The following is a 23425-nucleotide window of genomic DNA, read 5'->3' as shown; positions in this document are numbered from 1 at the left end:
TTATGTTGTTATCGGCAAAAAACGATAATTTGCAGACACTGGGGAGGAAATACATTGAAAAAGAAAAAGAAATTAAAACCATTAGCGGTATTAACAACAGCAGCAGTACTAAGTAGTACGTTTGCTTTTGGAGATCACGCAGCGTATGCTGAGACACAAACATCATCTCTACCAATAGATGAGCACTTAATACCGGAGGAGCGTTTGGCTGAAGCGCTAAAACAACGGGGGGTAATTGATCAATCTGCATCGCAAGCTGAGACGTCAAAGGCTGTCGAAAAATATGTTGAGAAAAAGAAAGGGGAAAACCCTGGGAAAGAAATCTTAACAGGAGATAGTCTTACGCAAGAAGCTTCTGATTTTATGAAAAAAGTAAAAGATGCAAAAATGAAGGAAAATGAACAGGCGCAGCAGCCTGAAGTAGGCCCAGTAGCTGGACAAAGTGCAGCATTGAACCCTGGGAAATTAAATGGAAAAGTACCTACTACATCAGCGAAGCAAGAAGAATACAATGGAGCTGTTCGAAAAGATAAAGTACTTGTTTTACTTGTAGAATTTAGCGATTTTAAGCATAACAATATTGATCAAGAGCCAGGATACATGTATTCTAAAGACTTTAATCGTGAACATTATCAAAAAATGTTATTTGGTGATGAACCATTTACTTTATTTGATGGATCGAAGATTAACACATTTAAGCAATATTATGAAGAACAATCTGGTGGTAGCTACACAGTTGATGGGACTGTAACAGAATGGCTTACTGTTCCAGGAAAAGCATCAGATTATGGTGCTGATGCGGGTACTGGGCATGATAACAAGGGGCCTTTAGGACCAAAAGATTTTGTGAAAGAAGCATTAAAAGCAGCGGTAGCAAAAGGAATCAATTTAGCAGACTATGACCAATTTGATCAATACGATCAAGATGGTGATGGAAATAAAAATGAGCCAGATGGCATTATTGATCATTTAATGGTTGTACATGCTGGCGTTGGTCAAGAAGCTGGCGGCGGTAAATTGAAAGATGATGCGATTTGGTCACATCGTTCAAAACTAGGTTCAAAACCATATGCAATTGATGGCACGAAATCTTCTGTTTCGAACTGGGGCGGAAAGATGGCTGCATATGATTATACAATCGAGCCTGAAGACGGGGCAGTTGGTGTGTTTGCACATGAGTATGGCCATGATTTAGGCTTACCAGATGAATATGATACAAAGTACTCAGGACAAGGTGAACCTGTTGAGTCATGGTCTATTATGAGTGGTGGTAGCTGGGCTGGAAAAATTGCAGGAACAGAGCCAACGAGTTTCTCACCACAAAATAAAGAATTTTTCCAAAAGAATATGAAGGGGAACTGGGCGAATATCCTTGAAGTAGATTATGACAAACTTAGCAAAGGAATCGGTGTTGCGACATATGTAGATCAAAGTACTACAAAATCTAAACGACCTGGAATCGTTCGTGTTAACTTGCCGGACAAAGATATAAAAAATATCGAATCAGCGTTTGGTAAGAAGTTCTATTACAGTACAAAAGGAAATGACATTCATACAACACTTGAGACACCAGTATTTGACTTAACAAATGCAAAGGATGCTAAGTTCGATTATAAGGCATTTTACGAACTTGAAGCGAAGTATGATTTCCTTGACGTATATGCGATTGCAGAAGATGGAACGAAGACACGCATTGATAGAATGGGCGAAAAAGATGTAAAAGGCGGCGCGGATACAACTGATGGTAAGTGGGTTGATAAATCATACGATTTAAGCCAATTCAAAGGAAAAAAAGTAAAACTGCAATTTGAGTACTTAACAGATATTGCAGTAGCTTATAAAGGGTTTGCGTTAGATAATGCAGCATTAACTGTAGATGGAAAAGTTGTTTTCTCTGATGATGCAGAAGGTCAGCCAGCAATGACGTTAAAAGGCTTTACTGTGTCTAACGGATTTGAACAGAAAAAACATAATTACTATGTAGAGTGGAGAAATTACGCTGGTTCTGACACTGCGTTACAACATGCACGTGGCCCAGTATTTAATACAGGAATGGTTGTATGGTATGCGGATCAAAGCTTTACAGATAACTGGGTAGGCGTTCATCCAGGTGAAGGGTTCTTAGGAGTAGTAGATTCTCATCCAGAGGCAATTGTAGGGACATTAAACGGACAACCTACTGTGAAGAGCAGTACGCGTTACCAAATTGCCGATGCGGCATTCTCATTTGATCAAACACCAGCATGGAAAGTAAATTCACCAACTCGCGGTATCTTCGATTATAAAGGATTACCAGGAGTGGCAAAATTTGATGATTCTAAGCAATACATCAACAGCATTATTCCTGATGCAGGACGTAAGTTACCGAAACTAGGACTGAAGTTTGAAGTGGTAGGCCAAGCTGAAGACAAGTCTGCAGGTGCAGTGTGGCTTCATCGATAAAATAAGGTAAAACGAAGAGGAGCTGCGATAAGTCGGTGAAACTGACTTATCGCAGCTTTTTTCTTCTTGTGAAAAAACTTGCTGTTTTTTTATGTACTTATTGGAAAAATTCGAAGTTTCTTTTATAAATAAAATACTCCGCCTGTCCAATTATAGAAGCTATTTTGGGCGTAAGTAATTTGTAAGTAATGAGTAAGAAAAAAAGAGATTTTCATAGTATATAATATTTATTATAGCTACTTTTAACACCTGATACTAATAGTGTGCTATAATATGAATTAGCAACAAAAAGGAAAGGAATTAGAACAATGACCTTAGAAAATACTAAAAATTTAAAAAAACAAGTTGCTCCTTTTGAAAAATCAACGATTAAAAAAAGTGTTTGGCAACTGATCAACACAATCGTGCCATTTATTATTTTATGGTACCTTGCTTATAAAAGTTTGTCAGTTTCTTATTGGTTAACATTAGTTCCAGCACTGTTAGCCGCTGGATTTATGACAAGAATTTTCATTATTTTTCATGATTGCACCCATTATTCGTTCTTTAAAAGTCGACGTGCAAATAGAATAGTTGGAACGTGTATGGGTGTTTTAACATTATTCCCATTTGATCAGTGGGGGCATGAACATTCTATTCACCACGCTACGAGTGGTAATTTGGATAAGAGGGGTACAGGGGATATTTGGACGCTTACAGTTGATGAATATGTAGCTGCACCATTTAGACTTCGTTTAGCATATCGCTTATATCGCAATCCATTCGTTATGTTTGGATTAGGTCCGATTTATGTTTTCTTGCTTAAAAATAGATTTAACCGAAAAGGTGCAAGGCAGAAAGAACGTATGAATACTTATTTGACGAATATTATAATTGTTGCTGTAGTAGCTATACTTTGCTGGGCAATTGGGTGGCAATCGTTTCTGTTAGTACATGGTACTATATTCTTAATAGCAGGTTCAGTAGGGATTTGGCTGTTTTACGTACAGCACACATTTGAAGATTCTTATTTTGAAGAGGATAAAGATTGGGAATATGTGAAAGCGGCAGTGGAAGGAAGTTCTTTTTATAAGCTTCCTAAAATTTTGCAATTCTTAACTGGTAATATTGGATTCCATCATGTTCACCATTTAAGCCCAAGGGTACCTAACTATAAACTAGAAGAGGCACACAATAATACGCTTCCGTTAAAAAATGTACCAACGATTACGCTTGCTACAAGCTTACAATCACTACGTTTCCGTCTTTGGGATGAGAAAAGTAACAATTTTGTTAGCTTTAAAGATGTCAAAAATATAATTAAAAATAATGTTTCTGTTCGAGTGAAATCTGAACTATAATTGCATCGTATATAAAACTCCCCTTAATCATTTTCGATTTAAGGGGAGTTTGTGTTTAAAGAGTAGATGCCAGACCAGATAAGAGGAAAATTTACATAATTCAAATTGTAATTGAAGCAGATTAGGAATTGCTCGTACGTAAGTACAAATATAAGATGACAGTAAATGCATTATGTTAACAAATTCATAGTAAAAGGGGGGATCGTACAACATTATATCCAAAAATAAGAAAAGACTTGAACGAAAATTCCATTCATTTTTCTTGGTGTTCCGCATTCCATACACTTAAATAGGACGCATATTCTAATTCATCTGGATTCTCATGTAACATAGAAATGAATTCTAATTTGTTTCCATCACAATCTAGAAAGTATACACTTGCAGCAGGCATCCACCTTTGGACAATTGGCTCTTGATTTCCTTTTCCTTGACTTCCTATCACTGCTATTCCACGTTCCTCTAGCCACGCTTTAGAAGTCATTAAAAACTCTAAATTTACACCAAAAGCAAAATGTCTCGGCTCAAAGTCTTCAATGTTATGTACTTCCCATAGTCCAAGCATTTGTTGTTTATTTTCTCCGACCCAAAAGAAAGCCACTCTTCTTTTGGAGAGTTTTCTTGCTAACGTTAATCCTAGCTTGTTTTGATAGAAATTTATTGCCTTCTCTAAATTTCTTACATGTAAATGAGTTTCGTATATGTTCTGTATTATTATGATCATTCCTTTCTTTCTTTCTTTATTGGTAACTACCAATTCAATAGTGAATATAATTCTAAAGTTGAAATATGTATAAGCCTAGTAATGTACATCTATATCCGATATACCTATTTACTATTATATTGAAATTGGAATGTGATAAATCCCACTGAGGTAGTAAGTGTTTAAATGAACACTCTACTACTTTTGTAGGAAAGGGGATATATTCATTAAATTCAGATGAAATCATATTAAAATGATGAAAAAAGACCACACATGAAGTGAAACGCCATGTGTAGTCTTTTATGTATAGTCAAATATTACGAAGTCTCGCTAATTTTAGTTTCACTATGAGTGTTAGTAGAATTTCTTTTCTTAACTTTAAAGTGATAGTAAGTGTAGCAAAAGATGATAAATGGGACAGTGCAATAGATTCCAAGTCGTTGTTCTGGGATAAAAATAAGACTGATTAATATAATGCCATACAATCCAAAACCAAGAATTGGTACGAGTGGATAAAGTGGCGTTTTAAATTTTAAGTCTTCTAATTTTCCGCCGTCTGCTAAATAATGTTTGCGGAAAAAGAATTGAGAAACACAAATTGACATCCAAACAATAATGGTAATGACTCCGGAAATTGAAATGAGCCACAAGTAAACAGTTTCAGCAGCTACTACACTTGTCAAAAGAGAAAAAGCAGAAATAGCTATTGTCATGATTAAAGCGTTGAGAGGAATCCCACGTGATGATAATTTCTTTAAAAATGCTGGAGCCATTTCGTTTTTTGATAAAGACCAAAGCATTCGAGTAGCAGCGTATAGTCCTGAGTTTGCGACAGAAAGAACAGCAGTAAGAATAACAAAGTTCATAATATCAGCTGCATATGGAATACCGATATTATCAAAAACAGCAACGAATGGACTCTTTGTTAATCCAGCTTCTTCCCAAGGAATTAAAGCAACAAGAACAAAGATTGCTAAGACGAAGAAAAACATTGTGCGCCATATAATATTTCTAATAGAACGAGGTAAAGTTTTTGCTGGATCTTCACTTTCACCTGCTGCGATTCCGACAAGCTCTGTACCTTGGAAGGAATAATTGACTGTAACCATTGTTAATAGAATAGCTGCAAGTCCATTCGGAAATAAACCACCATGATTTACGAAATTTGAAAGAAGTGGAGCTGGTTCATCGCCTTTTAAATCAATAAAACCGAACATAGCGGCGCCACCAAGAATTATAAAAGCTATAATGGCAGATACTTTTATACTTGAAAACCAAAATTCTGTTTCTGCATAACTACGAGCAGATAATGCGTTAATAGTGAAGATGGTAACGCCAAATATTAAACACCAAACCCAAACAGGAATATCAGGAAACCAGCGCTGCATTGTAATACCGGCAGTTGTAAATTCAAGACCGGTCGTATTCGCCCAGCTTAACCAATACAACCATCCGATTGTAAAGCCAGTTGCAGGATTGATGAATTTAGTAGCATATTCCTGAAAGGAACCTGAAACAGGCATGGCTACAGCAAGTTCACCAAGACATAGCATAACGAAATACATTAATAATCCACCAGCAATAAAGGCAAGTACGGATCCACCAGGTCCAGCCTGACTTATAATAAAGCCAGATCCGTTAAATAACCCGGTTCCAATCACACCACCGAGTGCAATCATGAATAAGTGTCTACTTTTCATCGTACGTTTTAATTCATTGTTTGTATTGCTTACTTGCGCCATTGTTTTCCTCACTTTCGTAGTTGATAGAATAACGTTTGATGTTTTTCCGTATTATGGAATGTATTCCGTGATGTGAAATATTGTTATAATTTTCAGATAATTAAAAAGAAAAGTCAATATTTTTTTGTTTGCGTTTTCAATTCGTTGTTAGTGATATGTTTTTATTGTTAGAAAATTAAATAAATAGATTGATTTCATTTCGAATGTTTGCTAAATTGATAGTTAATTAAGCGTACTAACATATTACGAGTAAAGTTGAGGCGAGTTATGGTACAGTCCATTGATCGAGCGATAAGTATTATTAAATTATTGAATTCTACAAATGAAAAAGAGTATTGGGCTATTTCTGATATAGCTGATGGAACACATCTCCCGGTTAGTACAGTACATAGATTACTTAACTCTCTAATGGAGCATGGGTTAGTTACACAAATTACAGAGACAAAACAGTACAAAATTGGACCAATGTGGATGGAAATAGGGTTGCGTCAATTGGAGAAGGTAGACTATAGATCTGTTGCAAGAGAAGTGATGAAACGTTTGGCTTCTGAAGTGGAAGAAAGTGTCTATTTGAATATTCCAAACGGAACACATTCTATTATCATTGAAAGAATTGATAGTCCTTTAAAAATTCGAGTTATCGATAATCTAGGAGAACAAATTCCACTTTCAATTGGTGCTGCAAATAAAACGATGCTTGCCAATATGAAAACGAATGAAATGGAACATATTGTAGAGTATTTACTTCCTTCATTACCAGAACAAAAGCAAATTCTTCTTAATCAAATAAAGCAAATAAAAAATGAAGGATATGCTGTCAGTTATGGTGAAAAAACAGAAGGGACAGCTTCAGTAGCTGCACCTATTATCGGATTTAATCATAAAGTAGTAGGAGCATTAAGTGTTGGGTTAATTAGTCATCGTATTAATGATGATCGACTATCTTTTCTTATTAGCAAGGTAAAACAAGCGGCTCATGAAATATCAATAAAAATCGGCAGTACATCAGAACTATAATTTTGATAGCTGTCGTCATTTTTTATTCATATACTGGAATTAGTTTTCATAATGCGGAAAATAGGGGATTTATATGTCAAAGTGGCAATCAAAAGAACAATTGGTTCAATTATTAAGCAGTCTTGTTGAAATTCCTAGTATTACCGGTTCAGAAGCTGAAGTAATATTGCCAGACTTTGTTGTGGAACAATTATCTGACTTACAGTATTTCAAACAAAACCCGCACCATTTGCAAAAAAATCCGACAGGGGACGGACGATATTTTGTTACAGCACTAGTAAAGAAAAGCGATAGTACAAAAAATACTGTAATTCTAGTAAGTCACTTTGATGTTGTAGATGTACAAGATTACGGAATGTGGAAAGAAGATGCATTTAATCCTAAAAAGTTAACATCTATGTTTTATTCTCATAAAGATGAACTTCCAGACCATGTACGTGAAGATATAGAACATGGAGAATGGCTGTTTGGTAGAGGAACAATGGATATGAAATGCGGCCTCGCATTACAAATGGCAATGATTGAGCAAGCTTGCGAAGAAAGATTTGATGGGAATGTTCTTTTATTGGCTGTACCAGATGAAGAAGTAAACTCTGTAGGGATGAGAGCTGCTGTTCCAAGATTACTAGAGTTAGCAAGAGAACATGATTTAGAGTATAAAACGGTACTAAACTCAGAGCCTATGTTTTCAAGACATCCTGGTGACCAAAATAAGTATATTTACACGGGCTCTATTGGTAAAGTGTTACCTGGTTTTCTTTGCTACGGAAAAGAGACACATGTAGGTGAACCTTTTGCAGGGTTAAATGGGAGTTATATGGCTTCATTAATAACAGCAGAATTAGAGTTAAACACAGACCTTTGTGATATTGTAGAAGGGGAAGCGAGTCCTCCGCCAACTAACTTACTTCAAAGGGACTTAAAAGAGGATTATTCTGTACAAATTCCGCATCGTGCAGTTACATTATTTAATTTGTTTTTATTAGAAAAATCAATGACAGATGTAGTTTCATTGTTACGTCAAAAAGTAACGAAAGTAGCAGAGAAAATAGAAGAGTCGTATGAAAAACATGCATATCGTTTTTCTAAATATAATCCATTTATACCACCTAATCTCAAAGTAAATGTATTAACTTATGAAGAGCTTATCACATATGCAATTGAGCAACATGGACGAGGAAAAATAAATCATATTCAATCTAATATTATAAAAAATAGAGGAGATAAAGATGATCGTGCGGTAACCATTGATTTAGTAGATAAATTAGCGATTTTATGTAAAGAAAAGGCACCGATGATTGTACTTTTCTTCGCTCCGCCGTACTATCCAGCTGTGAGTTCACGCAACAATCCTTTAATAAAAGAGGTAGTTGTAGAAATGGAAAAGTATGCACACTACAATCATAAAATTACATTTGAAAACCAAAATTATTTTGGGGGGATTTCAGATTTAAGTTATGTAGGCTTGCAGTATCCACTGGATTCAATGAGTTCGCTTGTAGACAATATGCCATTATGGGATAAAGGTTATTCAATTCCGCTTCAGGAATTAGAAGAGTTTGATGTTCCAGTATTAAATATGGGGCCGGTAGGAAAAGATGCACATCAATGGACAGAACGTCTAGATGTAAACTACGCATTTGAAACGCTATTAGATATGTTACCGAAGTGCATTGAAAAATTATTAGTTTCTAATAAAATTACACAATCATAGTAGGGAATAGGTAAGGGATAAAACAGAACCTGTAAAGAAGATTTGAATAAAATTATTTTAATATAATTAAAACTGAAACGGCCAAACTCAATTATATATGAGTTTGGCCGTTTATCATGTAGTGAATTTCTAATTAAATTCATATGAATTCATAGCTAACGCGATCTCTTTTACAGTTTTACTTTTTAGTTTGACCAGATAGTTCAACAGACTTTTGCGTACAACGCTGCATAGCTGAAATAATCGCTGTTCTCAGTCCTTTTTCCTCCAATGTTGCTACAGCTTCTATTGTCGTTCCGCCAGGAGAACAAACCATATCTTTCAATTCACCTGGATGTATTCCTGTTTCTAGTACCATTTTTGCAGAGCCTAACACAGCTTGAGCAGCGAATTTATATGCTTGATTTCTTGGCATACCATCTAGTACAGCAGCATCTGCCATCGCTTCTATAATCATATATACATAAGCTGGTGAAGAACCACTTACAGATGTTACAACATCCATTAATTTTTCACTTACGATCTCTGTTTGACCAAAACTATTGAAAATGTTTAGTACATCTTCTAAATCTTTTTCTGTCACCATTTCATTCGGGCATAATGCAGACATTCCTTCTCCAACAAGAGCAGGAGTATTAGGCATTACCCTTACAACCTTTACTTTTTTATTAAAGGCATTTTCAGTACTTTCAATACTTTTCCCAGCAGCGATCGTAACGATGATAGCATCGTTTTTGATTATTTCTTTTATTTCATTAATTATTGACGCGTATAGGTCTGGTTTGATTGATAAAATTAAAATATCAGCATTTTTAGCTACTTCATTGTTGTCGGTAGTTGTAGTTAGCCCATATTTTTCACTAGCATTTTTTAAATTAGCAGTGTTTAAATCTGAACAAATAATTTGATTTGAAGACACTATATTTTTGTTTATCATTCCGCCAATCATAGCCATTCCCATATTTCCGCAACCGATGAATCCAATTTGTTTATCCATAATAACTCAATCTTGCTCCTTTTATAATCAATTATATCTGTTTGATATTATTTTCTTAGAATAAGAATAACATCCCTGTGCAATATAAAGAAACATTCTAAGAGAATATATTCCTTTTTGCAACACTAAAAGATAAAAATTAATTATATTCGACATTATGTAAATATATACACTATAATGTAAGGTTTTATGTTTATGAATATGAGTTAAACTTATATCATTTTGTATTTTCATTCAGTAGGGCGATAATTTCATACAAATAACTTGCGGCTCTATTTATTTTTAAAAATACCTCTTGACACCGAATCGAACTATATCGCATAATATAAAAAAATTAGATTGAAAATCGTTGAAGGGAACTAGTACATATGTCTTCTTGCGAAAGAGAGTGGAATTCACCGGCTGAAAGATTCCTCGTATAGAATATATCGAACCTATCCCTGAGTCTTAAATGAAAGTTTAGGCGTTCGCCTGCGTTATAGGCACCAAGTGGATATCTATGTATATCAATTAAGGTGGTACCGCGGAACAATGACCGTTTCGTCCTTTTTATTTTATTAAGGGCGAAGCGGTCATTTTTATTTTGCTCTTAAATACCTCATTGCAGCATTGATGAGAATAGATATAGTTACAAAGTGAATGAAGTGTAATTTATAAAAAACTTTGATTTTAGACTTGGGGGATAAAAAAGTGAAAAAACAACGAGTTGTTGTAAAGATTGGGAGTAGTTCCTTGGCAGATAGTCACGGAGGCATCTCTACAGAACAGCTTTCAGATCACGTTGCCGCATTGGCTCGGTTGAAAGAAGATGGGCACGAGGTTGTGTTAATTACATCTGGAGCCGTCGCTGCAGGTTTTTCAGCGCTAGGATATCCTAGCAGACCTGTAACGATTAAAGGGAAACAGGCTGCAGCAGCTGTCGGACAAAGTTTGTTAATGCAGGCGTACACGGAGGAATTCCGTAAATATGGCATCGTTACTGCGCAACTTTTGCTGACGAGAAGTGATTTTTCTAGAAAAGAACAATATAGTAATGCTTACGCTACGTTAGGAGAATTATTAAACCGCTCCGCTCTTCCAATTATTAATGAAAATGATTCCATCTCCTTAGAGGAGCTGACGTTCGGTGATAATGATATGCTGTCAGCTTTAGTAAGCGGGCTTGTTTCGGCGGATATGCTTATGATCTTTACGGATGTGAACGGGTTATATGACAAAAATCCTCAGAAAAATGCGGATGCAAAAAAATATTATTTTCTTCCTGAAGTTACGGAAGAAATTTCTTCTCTTGCAGGAGATGCTGGCTCAAAACTTGGGACTGGCGGTATGAAATCAAAAATCGATGCTGCAAAGACAGCGCTCTCTCTTGGTGTGAGTGTATTTATCGGAACAGGACGTGGACAGGAAAAGTTTGTAGATGTTTTGAAGGGTAAGGGTGATGGAACGTATGTTGGTAATGCTCCTCAAAAAGAAATGAAGATGAACAAGCAATGGATTGCCTTACATTCGCTTGTTAGCGGACAAATTGAAGTAGATGCTGGGGCAGCTACTGCCATCATTCAGCATGGTAAGAGTTTACTTCCAGCTGGTGTTACGAATGTATCAGGATTTTTCCAAGTGGGTGAAGTTGTAGAGGTTGTAACGCAACAAGGGCGCGTAATAGGAAAAGGACAATGCACATATAGTGCAGAGGAACTAAGAGATGTAAAAGGTATGCAAAGCCAAGATATTCAAGTAAGAGGCGAGAGACATAGTTATGAAGTCATCCATAGGGATCATTGGGTTTCACTTTAAAAAGGAGGAAATAAAAATGAATGAAGTGTTGGCAAAGGGGATAAAAGCAAAAGAGGTTGCTAGAGAGCTTGTGCTTAAATCTACAGAGCAAAAAAACGAAGCACTTTCCGCAATAGCTGATCAGTTAATATTAGAAACAGCTTATATTTTAGAAGAAAACAAGAGGGATATTGAAGAAGGTAAGGCAAAAGGATTTTCTGATTCACTCCTTGATCGTCTTCTGCTAACTGAAAATCGTATTATTGATATGACAGAGGGGATTAAGCAGCTAATTGAATTACGTGATCCTGTAGGAGAATGTGTAAGTGCATGGGAAAGGCCAAATGGACTATCTATTCAGGAGATGCGCGTACCACTTGGTGTTATAGGCATGATTTATGAGGCAAGACCGAATGTAACAGTGGATGCAGCTACAATTTGTTTGAAGACAGGAAACGCAGTCATATTACGTGGTAGTTCTTCTGCTATTCATTCTAATAAGGCCATCGTTGCCGTTATTCACAGAGCGCTCAAACTAACAAGCTTACCTCAAGAAAGCGTACAGCTTATAGAAGATACAACGCGAAATAGCGCGAAGCAGTTGTTTACAATGAAGGATTATCTAGACGTTCTTATTCCAAGAGGTGGCAAACAATTAATCGATACTGTTGTGAGAGAAGCGTCTGTTCCAGTACTTGAAACAGGTGCGGGAAATTGTCATATATTCATTGATGAAACAGCAGATAAACAAATGGCGTTTAATATTATTATAAATGCAAAAACACAGCGTCCATCTGTATGTAATGCAATTGAGACGATTGTACTTCATGAGAATTGGGCAGAGCAATATGGTAGCGAGTTGTTTTCTTCCTTGAAGGAAAGAGGAGTGGAGCTACGTGGTGATAATAAAGCAGTGGTGATTGATTCTTCTATCTTACTTGCGACAGAAGAAGACTGGGAAACTGAGTTTTTATCTCTCACACTAGCAGTGAAAGTGGTTTCCACTGTTGAAGAAGCGATTCATCATATAAATACGTATGGATCTATGCATTCTGAAGCAATTATTACTGAAAACGAGGAAAACGTCAGCAAGTTTTTTACTTCTGTAGATGCCGCGGCACTTTATCATAATGCATCGACTCGTTTTACAGATGGATCCGAATTTGGATTCGGAGCGGAAATTGGTATCAGTACACAAAAGTTACACGTAAGAGGACCAATGGGGCTTCCAGCATTAACTTCTACAAAATATGTGATTCGTGGAAATGGACAAATTCGAAAATAATAATAAAAGACACTCAATTGGCTTGGGTGTCTTTTATTATAAAAATTAATTACCATACAAATAGCCCAACGAGCATAGCACTTAATAAAGAAACAGCCATCCCGCTAACAAGAAGCTTCCAAACATTTTTACCGATGACTGATGATTTTTCTCCGCCAAATAATGAATTGTAAGTTCCGTAAATCATACCTACTGTACTAAAGTTAGCAAAAGAAGCTAGAAATGTCGTTGCAACCGCAACCGTATGCGGTTGTAGTGACTTTAAGTTTGATTTTAAATCCATCATTGCAACAAATTCATTCGTCGTTATTTTGATCCCCATTAATTCAGCTACATACATAGCATCACTGCCTGATAAACCGAGTAAAAATGCAAAAGGACTAAAGATAATGGAGAAGATTTTTTGAATTGTTAACCCCGTTACAAAAAATCCTAAAATCCCATTTAAACATGCTGTTAAAGCTACATAACCAATTACCATAGCTAAAATAACGATAACCATATTCATCCCAACTAACATACTGTTTGAAATAGTAGAAAAGAAATCCTTTTTTTCATGTTTTGAAGGTGTGTAAACAACGTCTTCTTCTTTCGAAACTTCCACAGGATTTAATACATTGGCTAAAATTAATGCGTTAATACAGTTTAATGGGATTGCGCTGAAAATATATGTTGCTGGAACCATTGATAAATAAGCACCAAGAATGGATCCGCTAACGCTACTCATACTCATAATTCCAAAAGTTAATAATCGATTTTCTTTTAAAACAGATAATTGATCACGAACAACCGCAAGTGCTTCGGTGTTTCCTAAAAACATCATTTGAATCGAAAAGAAACTTTCTAACTTTGGTAAACGAGAAATCTTTGAAATAACTGCACCTACTTTATCAATAATCCAAGTTAAGATTCCGAAATAAGAAAGAATATCGAAAAAAGTAATAACAAAAATGATAGGAAGTAACGCACTAAAGAAGAAATCAATGTGCTGACTTTCCATAGCTGAAGGAAATGCAAATCGAATACCTTCATTCGCACATGCTAGTAGCCAACTGAAAAATGACGCAATTTTATTAATGATAATACTGCCGAGCTTTGTGCCTAACATAAACCACGTAATAAAAAGCTCCAATAGGATGAGAATTACAATCGGTCTCCATTTTATATGTTTTTTATTAGGCGAACATAAGAAAATGATTAATATGACAACGAAAATCCCTAACATATTCAATATGAAATGCATGTCAACAACTCCTTGAGAGTTATTATTTGTATATAAAAAAGCATCTATTCTTCCAAATTTGGATTATGATTAGAAGTTATGAAGCATGTAAGTTATGTTAGGAATCAATGTATTTTAATTTGCTTTATTTTGAGCAATCGCAGTAATTATCGAACAATTAGCTGTTTTCAATTGTTTTGTTGGATATTAAACGTATGCGATTTTAAACATCGTTTATTCCGCATTAACGGGCAGTAAGATTTTTACCTCAAAATTCAAGGAAAGCAAAGAAGTGAGGTGGGGATGGGCTGCCCGCAAAATCCCGATTGGTAAGAGCTGATTAAAATTTCACTTTATAAATAAGAACGGTGAGTTGGCCATGAACCTTGAAGTTTCCGAAGGTGTATAATTTGTCCTGTATGATAAGCATCATGCAAAAGGATATTCATATATTGTTGCCAAACTGGTAGAGAAGGACTTAGTTGATCTAGTTCTGCTTCTTGAAGGGCGGTTAATGAAGATTGTAAGGCATCATGTACTTGAAGCGTTCGCTTTACGGTTTGCTGCCAAGCGGCATCATCATTAGGTCCACCTTGGATAAACGTCTCATCATTATTTTGTGGAGCAACAAATGTGTCGTCTTCATGTAAACGGGAAAGTAGGCGTTCTTTAAAGATTAATAAATGGTTCACATTTTCCCAAATCGTATTACTGGCAGCACCTTCTGGTTGCCAACATGCTTGTTCAACCGTAAGATTCTTTAACGCTTCTGATATTGGTGGGTACCACTCTTCTTCGTAAAAAACTTGTTGGACTCCATTTTGCAACATTTCTTTTCTTCCCATTCGTATAGCCTCCTGTTCATTTTTCTTAATAAAACCAATTCTCTTTTCTCTTCAATAAACCTTTTCTATAGTTGCACAAGAGGGTGAAAGACAACTTATAACAGAGCCATTAAAAAACTTCTTTTTAATATGATACTTAATAATCAAGGCTTTAATTGAGTCAGAATGAAAAAGAGTATAAACCTTTCTCTATTTGCTCATGGATTAGAGTTTTTTTGAAGTCGCAAAATAATTCTAAAAATATAGAAGGTTAAATTCGATAAAAATAGAATTTGATATATAGCAAACAAGGAGGGGATAAAAATGGAGGTCTATCACATAACGAGTAGAAAGAGGGAAACTTATAACGTTCAAGTGAAATATTCGATACTTTTCGAATGTGCGCTTGGCATTGCAGCAATTACTCATAAGAGGTTAATTGATACACTTGAAAAGAGTCAAAATGAATGGGAAGAAATTAAGAAATCATTAACAAAAGAAATGAGAGAGCACTTACAATTTGTCGAAGAAAATAATACGTGGAAAGCATTGCTTCAGTTGTTGTATGAAGAAGACATACAGGATGTATCACAGTTTCATGTTAAAATCGATTCACTTTCAGAAGAAGATTTGAAGTATATATGTTTACCGTTTTTAGGGGAGAAATATGAGAAAAAAAGACGTTTAGCCGCAAGTAGAGATGGAACTGCAATACATGAACTAAAGGAATTAACACATGATCATCAGTTTTTCTCTACGTACATTCGCTTTATATGTGATGTAGATGTACAAGTGCTGAAATCTCATTTAATCGCTGTAATGACAGGTTGGTATGGGAGTGTAATTAAGAGTGAGGAAGAAGAAATACTTTCTATATTAAAACGAGATTATGAAGCAAAAAATGAAATGAATAAAAAGATGAAGCCGGAAGAGTTTGTCGAGTGGGCGACTGGTGGCGTGAACTATATGCCAGAGCCAAGTGTTCATCACGTAATTCTTATTCCGCAAATGACGTACAGACCGTGGAATATTGAAGCAGATATTGATGATACGAAAGTATTTCATTATCCAGTTGCGAATGAAAGCATTCATCCTGAAGATCCGTATGAACCGAATTATTTTTTAGTTCAAAAACATAAGGCTCTTGGAGATGAAGCGAGATTGCGAATTGTAAAAATGTTGTTTGAAAAAGAACGTACATTACAGGAAATAACGGAAAGATTGCAACTCGGTAAATCGACAGTACACCATCATTTGAAATTGTTACGTGCAGCGAAGTTAGTTGATATACATGATGGAAAGTATGTATTAAGGAAGAAAGCAGTGCAGTCGTTAGCGAAAGAATTAGAAGCGTTTTTGAGTAGATAATATGCAACAAGAATGTACATAAAGGGAGGAATTTAAGAGAAAAGTTGGTGAGCTATAATGAAGAGTGTATTGAAAAATCGTTCGTTCTTTTTTATGTGGATTGGTAGTGCAATCTCTGAATTAGGAGGGGCTTTCGGAACGTTATGTAATTCAATTCTAGTATATGAGTTAACAGGATCAGAAATGGCTTTAAGTAGTATGTGGTTATTATATTTCATCCCATCACTCATATTGCAATTAATAAGTGGCCCATTTATTGATAAATGGAGCCGGAAGTGGATTATGATATTTTCACAATGGATACGAGCGTCCGTATTTTTATTACCTTTGGTGATGCTAGTTTCGGGTAGTATAGAAGTTTGGCACATTTATGTTGTTCAAATTGTAGTGGGACTTATTACACCACTTTATACACCTGCAAGTCAAGCAATTACACCGAGCATTGTAGGGAAAGAACAACTTCAAGATGTAAATGCGTACATTGATGGAATGACTCGCCTTATGATGTTTCTTGCGCCAGTATTAGGCGGAGTAGTCATTCATTTGATTGGAACAGAACTTACATTATCTTTCGTATGCATATGTTTATTTGTTAGTGGCACTTTCTTATTTTATATAAAAGAAAATAGAACGTCGCAACCTATTCGGAAAACGTGGCTAGAACAGTTTTTTCACGGTTTTACATATTTTTTCACAAAACCAATCATCGTTTGGCTCGGTATATTTCTTACTTTCGTGCAGTTTGGAGTAGGGGTAACGATGGTCACAAATCTTCCTTATATAAAAGACGAGCTGTCAGCGGGATATGCAGAGTACGGTTATTTCATGGCAGGTTTTCCACTTGGCTACGTAATTGGCTCAGTATTAGTCGGAAAAGTAACATATAAAAGCCGGCGTATACTTATGCTTGGAGGATTGTTTATAGGGGGACTCACATACATTTCATTAGGATTCAATCATAGTATTATCATTGCAATAATAATTGAAGTAATAGCAGGGATTTGTATTGCATTTTTCAATGTTCATAACACGACAATATGCCAACAAACCGTCCCAAATAATATGATAGGACAAGTATTTTCAGTGCGTTTATTTTTTATACGATCCGCTATGCCATTAGGTGTGTTAGTAGGGGGGATATTGAGTGAAATGTGGGGAGTAAGAGCGCTATATGTAATCATCGGTGCAATTATATGTGTTACATCTTTAATAGGGATGTTACTTCCATATTTCAAATTTTTAGATGAGGCGATAGAAAAGAAATCAGCATAATTCAAAAAATTAAAACTTTACAATTGAAAATAATTATCATAATCAATTATAATAGAAGAATACTAGTATTCGTATAACAAAGAGGGAGTGGGATATATGTTTATCGAAACGAAAACATTTACAGTAAAAGAAGGTACATCAAATATAGTTGTAGAACGTTTCACTGGAGAAGGTATTATTGAAAAATTTGAAGGCTTCATCGATTTAAGTGTTCTCGTGAAAAAAGTAAGACGCGGCGACGAAGAAGTTGTCGTAATGATTCGCTGGGAATCTGAAGAAGCATGGAAAAACTGGGAAACAAGTGAAGAACACTTAGCTGGACATAGAGCGGGCCGTGGTAAACCAAAGCCAGATCATATTATTAATGTGGATCATGCAGTTTATTATGTGAAATCATCGAAATCGGCTTATCAACAGTCGTAATATATAAGTAGAGGATACATGTTGTAGAAGCAATCATGTATCCTCTTTTTTATGACTGGGGGGATGGGAATGATAGAAAAACTTGCATTCATTACATATGAACAACATAAAAAATTAGTGCAAACAATAGTAGCGGAAGTCTTATCTATGGAAAAGGTAAATGGATTCATGCTAATTGGATCTGTTGCAAGAGGCGATGCATATCCTGAATCTGATTTAGACTTCTATATTCTTTTAGAAGACGGACAAAAGAAGAAATTTCATTCTGAAATGAGAGAAGATATTTTAGTTGAATATAAGAGTGCAGATTTTAATCAAATTCAAGTAAACTTTAAAAACAATCCGATGGAACTATACTCATTTCTAGAAGGGAAAATTTTGTTTGATAAAAGCGGTGAGTTAAAAAAGTTAAAGGAAATAGCTACATATGAATTTGAAAACTATCGTGTTTCAAGCGACAAAATGAAGGGCATTTCTCATTGGTTGCATAGTTCGCTTATTAAAATTCAATCTGCTTTAAAAGCAAATGATGAGTTAAAAGCTTCATACTTAGTTCATACGTCAACTTGGACATTGTTAGAAGGGATATGGGCTATTAATAATAAGCCAGTACCGCCAGCGGGATCTGCTTTAAGGTATATTCAAACGTTGCCGAATAAGCCAATTCATTTAGATGAGTTACTTAATAAGCTATTTTTAGGTGATACAACAGAGCGCATCCCTTCAGCAATTTTCCTGGTTGAGTGGGTTCTACACAATCTGGAAAATAAATAATGAGACTATTTTATATAGGTACATTAATATTTCACGTCGAACAGTTTATATAATTGCAGTCATAAAAAACGTTCTAGGCTATGGAGAAAAGTATTAGACTTATAAAGCATAGTCTTAGACGGAACGCTTGAATATCTTACCTTTCATATTTAAGTGTTATGAAAATGAGTCTACATACCCTCTGCTTAAAAGGAGATGAGTGAATGAAGTTAAATCATTTGAATTTATGTGTTGATGATTTATCAGAAGCGAGACATTTCTTTGAAACATTTTTTGATTTTCAATTTTTAGAGCAAAAGGGAAAGGCATTATTAGTAATGAGTGATGAGAGTGGATTTATACTGGTGCTAAGCGACCCCAAAGCATTTAAGGGGAATAAGGAAGTGATGTATCCTGAAGCTTTTCATATTGGTTTTTTAGTGGATACTTCAAATGAAGTTGATCAAGCGTATAATCGTTTAGTAGCAGGCGGCATTGAAATAGATAAGGAACCTTATTCGATGCGAGGTAGTAGTTATGGTTTTTATTTTACAGTATTTAATGGCTTATTAATTGAAGTGTCTTGTCTTGATTATAGAGAAGGTAAGAAAGTTTCAAAGCTTAATAGCGATCAACAAGAGTAATCATTTGAAGGTGTATAAAATTTAAGTATGTATCATATTAGAAGACGGATTATGAAAGTTTCACTGTAAAGTAAAAAAGACAGACTAATAAATAGTCTGTCTTTTCACATTAATTCTTCACATCATCATAAAGTTCAAGTGCCTCTTTCACATTCAATCCATTTTTCACAATGCCATGTATTGCTTGGATCATCGCAGCTGGGTGCTCGGATTGCCATATGTTTCGGCCCATGTCTACTCCAATTGCTCCTTCTTGCAATGCATTGTACGTAATGTTTAATGCGTCTTCAATTGAATCTAGTTTTGGGCCGCCCGCGATGACGACTGGGGCAGGGCATGTGCTCGTTATTTTTTCGAATCCTTCGCAGTAATACGTTTTAATAATATCAGCACCCATTTCAACACATACGCGGGAAGCAAGTGCTAGAAAGCGAGCTTCACGTTTTTGTAATTCCTTTGCGACTGCGGTAATGCCGAGTACTGGTAGGCCGTAATCATGAGCTTCAGAAACTACATTTGCGAGATTTGTAACAGTTTGTGTTTCATAGTCTGATCCGACAAAAACAGAAACGCCAACGCCAATTGCGTTTTGCTTCACTGCTTCTTTTACAGGTGTAACAATTGTTTCATTCGCTAAATCTTTACCGACGACAGTAGCGCCACCAGATACACGCATAACCATCGGTGTGCTGCAGTTTTCAGGAATGCAGGAACTAAGTACACCGCGTGTTAAAAAGAGGGAGTCTGTATACGGAAGTAAGTTTTTAACTGTTTCAAGTGGTTGTTCTAGCCCGTGAATTGGCCCTAAAAAGTAGCCGTGATCTATTGCTAACATAACCGCTCTACCATCAGGTAAAATTGTATTTAATCGATTTTTAAATCCCCAAGTCATTCAAAATCACTCCTTCGTTAATGTTGGATTTTCCGTTTGTACCGTATCTTTATTTGGTAAATGTGGTGACTTTATAAAAACAGCTTTAAAAGGTTTGTCAGAATGGTTAATCAGATAGTGAGATTCATGAGGGCGAACTTGCAGGACATCACCTTGTTTAATCGGAACTCTTTCGTTATTTACATAGAAATCTATTTCACCTTCTAATGCATAAAAGACCTCTTCGCACGTCGTATGATAATGGTTTTGAAACTCCTGGCCCGGTTGAATGACAACAAGGCCAAGATCAATATTTGGCCCTTGTATTAAATATTTCGGCCCGTTATCACCGAAGCGATAGGAGAAGTCATTTTCATTCGCTTTTAACATACAGTTCACTCCTTTATGTAATGTGTTACAGTGCACCAGGCGCAATCCACATATGTGAGGTGAGCCCTTTATCAGCTAAAGCGAGCTGACTGTCATATACAGTTTTCCATGTTTCATAGAACTCTTTATATAGTTCGTGATTTTCAGTAACTGGTTCGAATGTTTGCTCCCACTGTACAAACTCTTCGGCAGTTTCTTCCATAGATGAATATATGCCAGCACCAACTCCAGCAGCAATCGCAGTTCCTAAAGCAGCTGCTTCTTTCACAACAGGTACTTTTACAGGAATACCGAGTACGTCTGATAGAATTTGTGGCCATAGTTTTCCTTTAGCGGCACCGCCAGCAAAAATAACTTCAGAAGGGAATGTGCCAGTTAGATTTTTTATTAATTTTAAGTTTCCAAGTGTAATGAAGGCTGCATTTTCTTCAATAGCACGAAACAGTTCTTTTTTTCCGCATTTGTCAGCGTCTAAACTTAAATTTAAGAATGAAGGTGCGGCATGACGCCAAGAAATGTAGTTCATAACGTTTGAAAAAGTAGGGATAATGCCATGTGAACCGACAGGTACGTCTTTCGCTTGTTCTTCTAGTAATTCATAAGCATCTACACCAAGTTTATCAGCAAGTTTCTTTTCTTCTTGGCAAAAAGCGTCTCGAAACCAGCGCATAACGAGACCTGGGAAAAAGGCGATTGTTTCATATTGCCATAGGTTCGGAACGACGTGACAATTTACTCGAATCGCAGCATGTGGATCTGTTATTGGCTCAGTAACATTCACTTCTTGTTGCCAAAAGCTACCCCCGCATATTAACGTTTGATTTGGTTTCACGATTCCTGTTCCGAGCGATGCCATTTGAGCATCTCCACCCCCGGCGACGACAGGAATCCCTTCACGTAATCCAGTTAATGCTGCACACTCTTTTGTAACGTTGCCAATTACTGTACCAGCTTCATTTACTGTTGGTGAAAATGGCAAAGATAGACCGCACTCCTTAGCGACATCGTTATCCCACACTCTATTTTGTAAGTCAAAAATACCTGACGTGCATCCGTTTGAGGGATCAATTTGTAGTACGCCACTTAGTTTATATAAAATCCAATCGTTTAACATTGTAAAAGAGTAAATATTATTATAGACGTCGGGTTCATGTTTTTTTATCCAGAGTAGGCGTGGTAAAGCACCTAATGAAAAAGTTTGACCAGACTTTGTATATAAATCTTTTTCAAGATGTGACCGAATTTCTTTTAATTCACTAACTTCGACGGATGCGCGCCCATCAACATTTGCACACGCCCATATTTCTTGCCCATCTTGATCATATAAAACAAATCCTTCTCGCATACTTGTAGCGCTAATAGCAAGAATAGAAGAGGCAGGAGTGTTGTTTTTTTGAAGCACCTCTTTCGTACATTCTTGTACTAGCTTCCAATTTTCTACTACATCAAAGTTCATAGAGCCTGGATAACGAAGGTCAGATTTGTGAATCCATTCTTTTTGACTTACTGCAATTTGATTACCATGTAAATCAAAAAGAACTGCTCGAATGCTCCCTGTACCAGCATCGAAAGCTAATAAATGGGACATTAACAATCACCATCCTTTCGTAATAAGGAGAGGGCAGTTTCCTCATCGGTAATTAATGAATGAATAAACTTTCCTTTTAAGGCACCATAAATTGCATCTATCTTTTCAGTACCTCCAGCAACACCGACGACATGCTTCATATTGCGCAAAATAGAGAGGGGCGTGCCAATTAGACGATTGTGATGCGAGAGTTCTAATAAATCGCCATTTGTATTATAAAACTGTCCTAAAATATCGCCAGCACCGTTTTGACTACGAATATATGTCATCTCACGTAGTGTTAATTTTTCTTCTTTTACAATCGTAGCGTCTTGAGATAATCCCCCAATACCGACAACAGCCGTATGAGCAAGTGAAGCGACTTGAAGCATATCTTTTACACTCGGTTCTGATAGAATACTTTGTGCCATTTCGGTTGTAGACGCTAGAAACGGCGTAGGGATAATGTGAAGTTCGCCTTGCATGTAGTGTAAATAGTTTTGTTTTCTCGGGAGATAGTGATTTACCCCGCCTGTGAGCGTTACGATTGAAAGGTTGATAGAACTTTCAAAATGAATGTTTTCTAGCATTTTGCTAATTGTTTCTCCCCAGCCAATACCGAGTAAATCGCCTTGCTGGAGATGAGTTTCTAAATATTGTGCAGCAGCTTTTCCGAGAGAAGCGTGATAATTGTTTACTGGGGTAGGGATAATAAAAGCATCTTTTAAGTGGAATTTTTTCATTAGGTCACGCTCAATACTTAAACAGTGCAAACCAGTCCCTTTTACGTGAAATGTAACGATACCTTCACTCCGCGCTTTATCTAATAACCGGACGACTTTATTTCTTGAAATATGAAGAAGTGACGCGATCTCCTGTTGTGTTAATTGGTCTTTATAATAGTACCAAGCTACTTTAGTTAATAAATTTTCTTCAAAGTTCAGCTGAGTCATACTCTTCATCCCTTTCAACAATTGACCACAGCTTAAACATATGTACCATATATTTTGTTTATTCCAGTTGAAACGATTAATAGTACGTAGAAAAAAGTGTTCTAGATATAAAAAAAGGAATATACAAT

Annotated in this window: 20 protein-coding genes and 1 other annotated feature; of the genes, 11 read left to right on the top strand and 9 right to left on the bottom strand. The window is 36.1% G+C overall.

Annotated features, from left to right (window positions below; translation table 11 throughout):
- Positions 1-54 precede the first annotated feature (54 nt).
- Together MR112_RS14880 and desA are read left to right on the top strand one after the other, a co-directional pair.
- Positions 55-2442: an immune inhibitor A domain-containing protein gene (locus tag MR112_RS14880; protein ID WP_242245084.1), complete on the top strand. Its 2388-nt coding sequence runs from the start codon at positions 55-57 to the stop codon at positions 2440-2442.
- A gap of 308 nt (positions 2443-2750) precedes the next feature.
- The gene (gene desA, locus MR112_RS14875) at positions 2751-3782 is read left to right on the top strand and encodes a Delta(5) desaturase DesA (RefSeq protein WP_000171504.1); all 1032 of its coding nucleotides are present in this window, start codon (positions 2751-2753) and stop codon (positions 3780-3782) included.
- A gap of 253 nt (positions 3783-4035) precedes the next feature.
- Here the strand turns inward: desA and MR112_RS14870 are convergent, their stop codons facing one another.
- Complete coding sequence (locus MR112_RS14870; protein WP_025687456.1) at positions 4036-4494, bottom strand: VOC family protein; 459 nt, start codon at positions 4492-4494, stop codon at positions 4036-4038.
- Positions 4495-4799: 305 nt separating this feature from the next.
- Positions 4800-6224, bottom strand: coding sequence for an amino acid permease (locus tag MR112_RS14865; RefSeq protein ID WP_000079991.1), 1425 nt, complete (start codon positions 6222-6224; stop codon positions 4800-4802).
- 267 nt (positions 6225-6491) lie between these two features.
- Between MR112_RS14865 and MR112_RS14860 the strand changes: the two genes are divergently transcribed.
- Both MR112_RS14860 and MR112_RS14855 read left to right on the top strand, forming a co-directional pair.
- On the top strand, positions 6492-7241 hold the full coding sequence (locus MR112_RS14860) for an IclR family transcriptional regulator (RefSeq protein WP_000250758.1): 750 nt from the start codon (positions 6492-6494) through the stop codon (positions 7239-7241).
- Between the two features lie 73 nt (positions 7242-7314).
- On the top strand, positions 7315-8955 hold the full coding sequence (locus MR112_RS14855; protein WP_000049572.1) for a M20/M25/M40 family metallo-hydrolase: 1641 nt from the start codon (positions 7315-7317) through the stop codon (positions 8953-8955).
- Between the two features lie 178 nt (positions 8956-9133).
- On the opposite strand, the gene proC is transcribed toward MR112_RS14855, so the two are convergent.
- Complete coding sequence (gene proC / locus MR112_RS14850; protein WP_000360723.1) at positions 9134-9952, bottom strand: pyrroline-5-carboxylate reductase; 819 nt, start codon at positions 9950-9952, stop codon at positions 9134-9136.
- A gap of 340 nt (positions 9953-10292) precedes the next feature.
- Positions 10293-10503, top strand: a binding site (T-box leader).
- Positions 10504-10642: 139 nt separating this feature from the next.
- On the opposite strand from proC, the gene proB reads away from it, so the two are divergent.
- A complete protein-coding gene (gene proB, locus MR112_RS14845) occupies positions 10643-11746 on the top strand; it encodes a glutamate 5-kinase (RefSeq protein WP_006924529.1) in 1104 nt (367 codons plus the stop codon).
- Positions 11747-11762: 16 nt separating this feature from the next.
- A complete protein-coding gene (locus tag MR112_RS14840; protein WP_048656539.1) occupies positions 11763-13010 on the top strand; it encodes a glutamate-5-semialdehyde dehydrogenase in 1248 nt (415 codons plus the stop codon).
- A gap of 49 nt (positions 13011-13059) precedes the next feature.
- Here the strand turns inward: MR112_RS14840 and MR112_RS14835 are convergent, their stop codons facing one another.
- Entirely contained in the window at positions 13060-14253 is a 1194-nt protein-coding gene (locus MR112_RS14835; RefSeq protein WP_000545479.1) for a NupC/NupG family nucleoside CNT transporter, read from the bottom strand.
- 332 nt (positions 14254-14585) lie between these two features.
- Positions 14586-15077 (bottom strand): DinB family protein, encoded by a 492-nt coding sequence (locus MR112_RS14830; RefSeq protein WP_242245083.1) that lies wholly within the window; start codon positions 15075-15077, stop codon positions 14586-14588.
- Positions 15078-15380: 303 nt separating this feature from the next.
- On the opposite strand from MR112_RS14830, the gene MR112_RS14825 reads away from it, so the two are divergent.
- The 5 genes from MR112_RS14825 to MR112_RS14805 all read left to right on the top strand — a co-directional run bounded on the left by MR112_RS14825 (position 15381) and on the right by MR112_RS14805 (position 19516).
- Positions 15381-16424 carry an ArsR/SmtB family transcription factor gene (locus tag MR112_RS14825; protein WP_242245082.1) on the top strand — a complete coding sequence of 348 codons (1044 nt, stop codon included), beginning with the start codon at positions 15381-15383 and terminating at the stop codon, positions 16422-16424.
- 57 nt (positions 16425-16481) lie between these two features.
- On the top strand, positions 16482-17696 hold the full coding sequence (locus tag MR112_RS14820) for an MFS transporter (RefSeq protein WP_242245081.1): 1215 nt from the start codon (positions 16482-16484) through the stop codon (positions 17694-17696).
- Between the two features lie 96 nt (positions 17697-17792).
- Positions 17793-18119, top strand: coding sequence for a heme-degrading monooxygenase HmoA (gene hmoA / locus MR112_RS14815; RefSeq protein ID WP_000469498.1), 327 nt, complete (start codon positions 17793-17795; stop codon positions 18117-18119).
- A gap of 69 nt (positions 18120-18188) precedes the next feature.
- A complete protein-coding gene (locus MR112_RS14810; protein ID WP_242245078.1) occupies positions 18189-18893 on the top strand; it encodes a nucleotidyltransferase family protein in 705 nt (234 codons plus the stop codon).
- Positions 18894-19096: 203 nt separating this feature from the next.
- Positions 19097-19516 (top strand): VOC family protein, encoded by a 420-nt coding sequence (locus MR112_RS14805; protein WP_000773073.1) that lies wholly within the window; start codon positions 19097-19099, stop codon positions 19514-19516.
- A gap of 109 nt (positions 19517-19625) precedes the next feature.
- Here MR112_RS14805 and lsrF read toward each other — a convergent pair whose 3' ends face one another.
- From lsrF to MR112_RS14785, 4 genes are read right to left on the bottom strand one after another with little or no spacing between them, the layout of a single operon-like run.
- Complete coding sequence (gene lsrF / locus MR112_RS14800; RefSeq protein ID WP_000219782.1) at positions 19626-20408, bottom strand: 3-hydroxy-5-phosphonooxypentane-2,4-dione thiolase; 783 nt, start codon at positions 20406-20408, stop codon at positions 19626-19628.
- 6 nt (positions 20409-20414) lie between these two features.
- The gene (locus MR112_RS14795; RefSeq protein ID WP_000909986.1) at positions 20415-20777 is read right to left on the bottom strand and encodes a cupin domain-containing protein; all 363 of its coding nucleotides are present in this window, start codon (positions 20775-20777) and stop codon (positions 20415-20417) included.
- Positions 20778-20802: 25 nt separating this feature from the next.
- On the bottom strand, positions 20803-22365 hold the full coding sequence (lsrK, locus tag MR112_RS14790; RefSeq protein ID WP_242245077.1) for an autoinducer-2 kinase: 1563 nt from the start codon (positions 22363-22365) through the stop codon (positions 20803-20805).
- The gene (locus MR112_RS14785; RefSeq protein WP_000192709.1) at positions 22365-23297 is read right to left on the bottom strand and encodes a sugar-binding transcriptional regulator; all 933 of its coding nucleotides are present in this window, start codon (positions 23295-23297) and stop codon (positions 22365-22367) included. The genes lsrK and MR112_RS14785 overlap by 1 nt, the downstream gene beginning before the upstream one ends.
- Positions 23298-23425 lie beyond the last annotated feature (128 nt).

It is taken from the genome of Bacillus cereus group sp. BfR-BA-01330, assembly GCF_022663885.1.
Lineage (GTDB): Bacteria > Bacillota > Bacilli > Bacillales > Bacillaceae_G > Bacillus_A > Bacillus_A cereus.
Note: the sequence above shows the minus strand (reverse complement) of the source record. Positions and strands in the feature narration are given on the sequence as shown.

Bases quoted from the DNA above. Each gene is read 5' to 3' on its own strand.
- MR112_RS14810 (WP_242245078.1), top strand. From the start codon at position 18,189: ATGATAGAAAAACTTGCATTCATTACATATGAACAACATAAAAAATTA.
- MR112_RS14820 (WP_242245081.1), top strand. From the start codon at position 16,482: ATGAAGAGTGTATTGAAAAATCGTTCGTTCTTTTTTATGTGGATTGGT.
- MR112_RS14855 (WP_000049572.1), top strand. From the start codon at position 7,315: ATGTCAAAGTGGCAATCAAAAGAACAATTGGTTCAATTATTAAGCAGT.
- MR112_RS14830 (WP_242245083.1), bottom strand. From the start codon at position 15,077: ATGGGAAGAAAAGAAATGTTGCAAAATGGAGTCCAACAAGTTTTTTAC.
- desA (WP_000171504.1), top strand. From the start codon at position 2,751: ATGACCTTAGAAAATACTAAAAATTTAAAAAAACAAGTTGCTCCTTTT.
- MR112_RS14785 (WP_000192709.1), bottom strand. From the start codon at position 23,297: ATGACTCAGCTGAACTTTGAAGAAAATTTATTAACTAAAGTAGCTTGG.
- MR112_RS14825 (WP_242245082.1), top strand. From the start codon at position 15,381: ATGGAGGTCTATCACATAACGAGTAGAAAGAGGGAAACTTATAACGTT.
- proC (WP_000360723.1), bottom strand. From the start codon at position 9,952: ATGGATAAACAAATTGGATTCATCGGTTGCGGAAATATGGGAATGGCT.
- hmoA (WP_000469498.1), top strand. From the start codon at position 17,793: ATGTTTATCGAAACGAAAACATTTACAGTAAAAGAAGGTACATCAAAT.
- MR112_RS14795 (WP_000909986.1), bottom strand. From the start codon at position 20,777: ATGTTAAAAGCGAATGAAAATGACTTCTCCTATCGCTTCGGTGATAAC.
- lsrF (WP_000219782.1), bottom strand. From the start codon at position 20,408: ATGACTTGGGGATTTAAAAATCGATTAAATACAATTTTACCTGATGGT.
- lsrK (WP_242245077.1), bottom strand. From the start codon at position 22,365: ATGTCCCATTTATTAGCTTTCGATGCTGGTACAGGGAGCATTCGAGCA.
- MR112_RS14865 (WP_000079991.1), bottom strand. From the start codon at position 6,224: ATGGCGCAAGTAAGCAATACAAACAATGAATTAAAACGTACGATGAAA.
- MR112_RS14840 (WP_048656539.1), top strand. From the start codon at position 11,763: ATGAATGAAGTGTTGGCAAAGGGGATAAAAGCAAAAGAGGTTGCTAGA.
- MR112_RS14835 (WP_000545479.1), bottom strand. From the start codon at position 14,253: ATGCATTTCATATTGAATATGTTAGGGATTTTCGTTGTCATATTAATC.
- MR112_RS14805 (WP_000773073.1), top strand. From the start codon at position 19,097: ATGAAGTTAAATCATTTGAATTTATGTGTTGATGATTTATCAGAAGCG.
- MR112_RS14860 (WP_000250758.1), top strand. From the start codon at position 6,492: ATGGTACAGTCCATTGATCGAGCGATAAGTATTATTAAATTATTGAAT.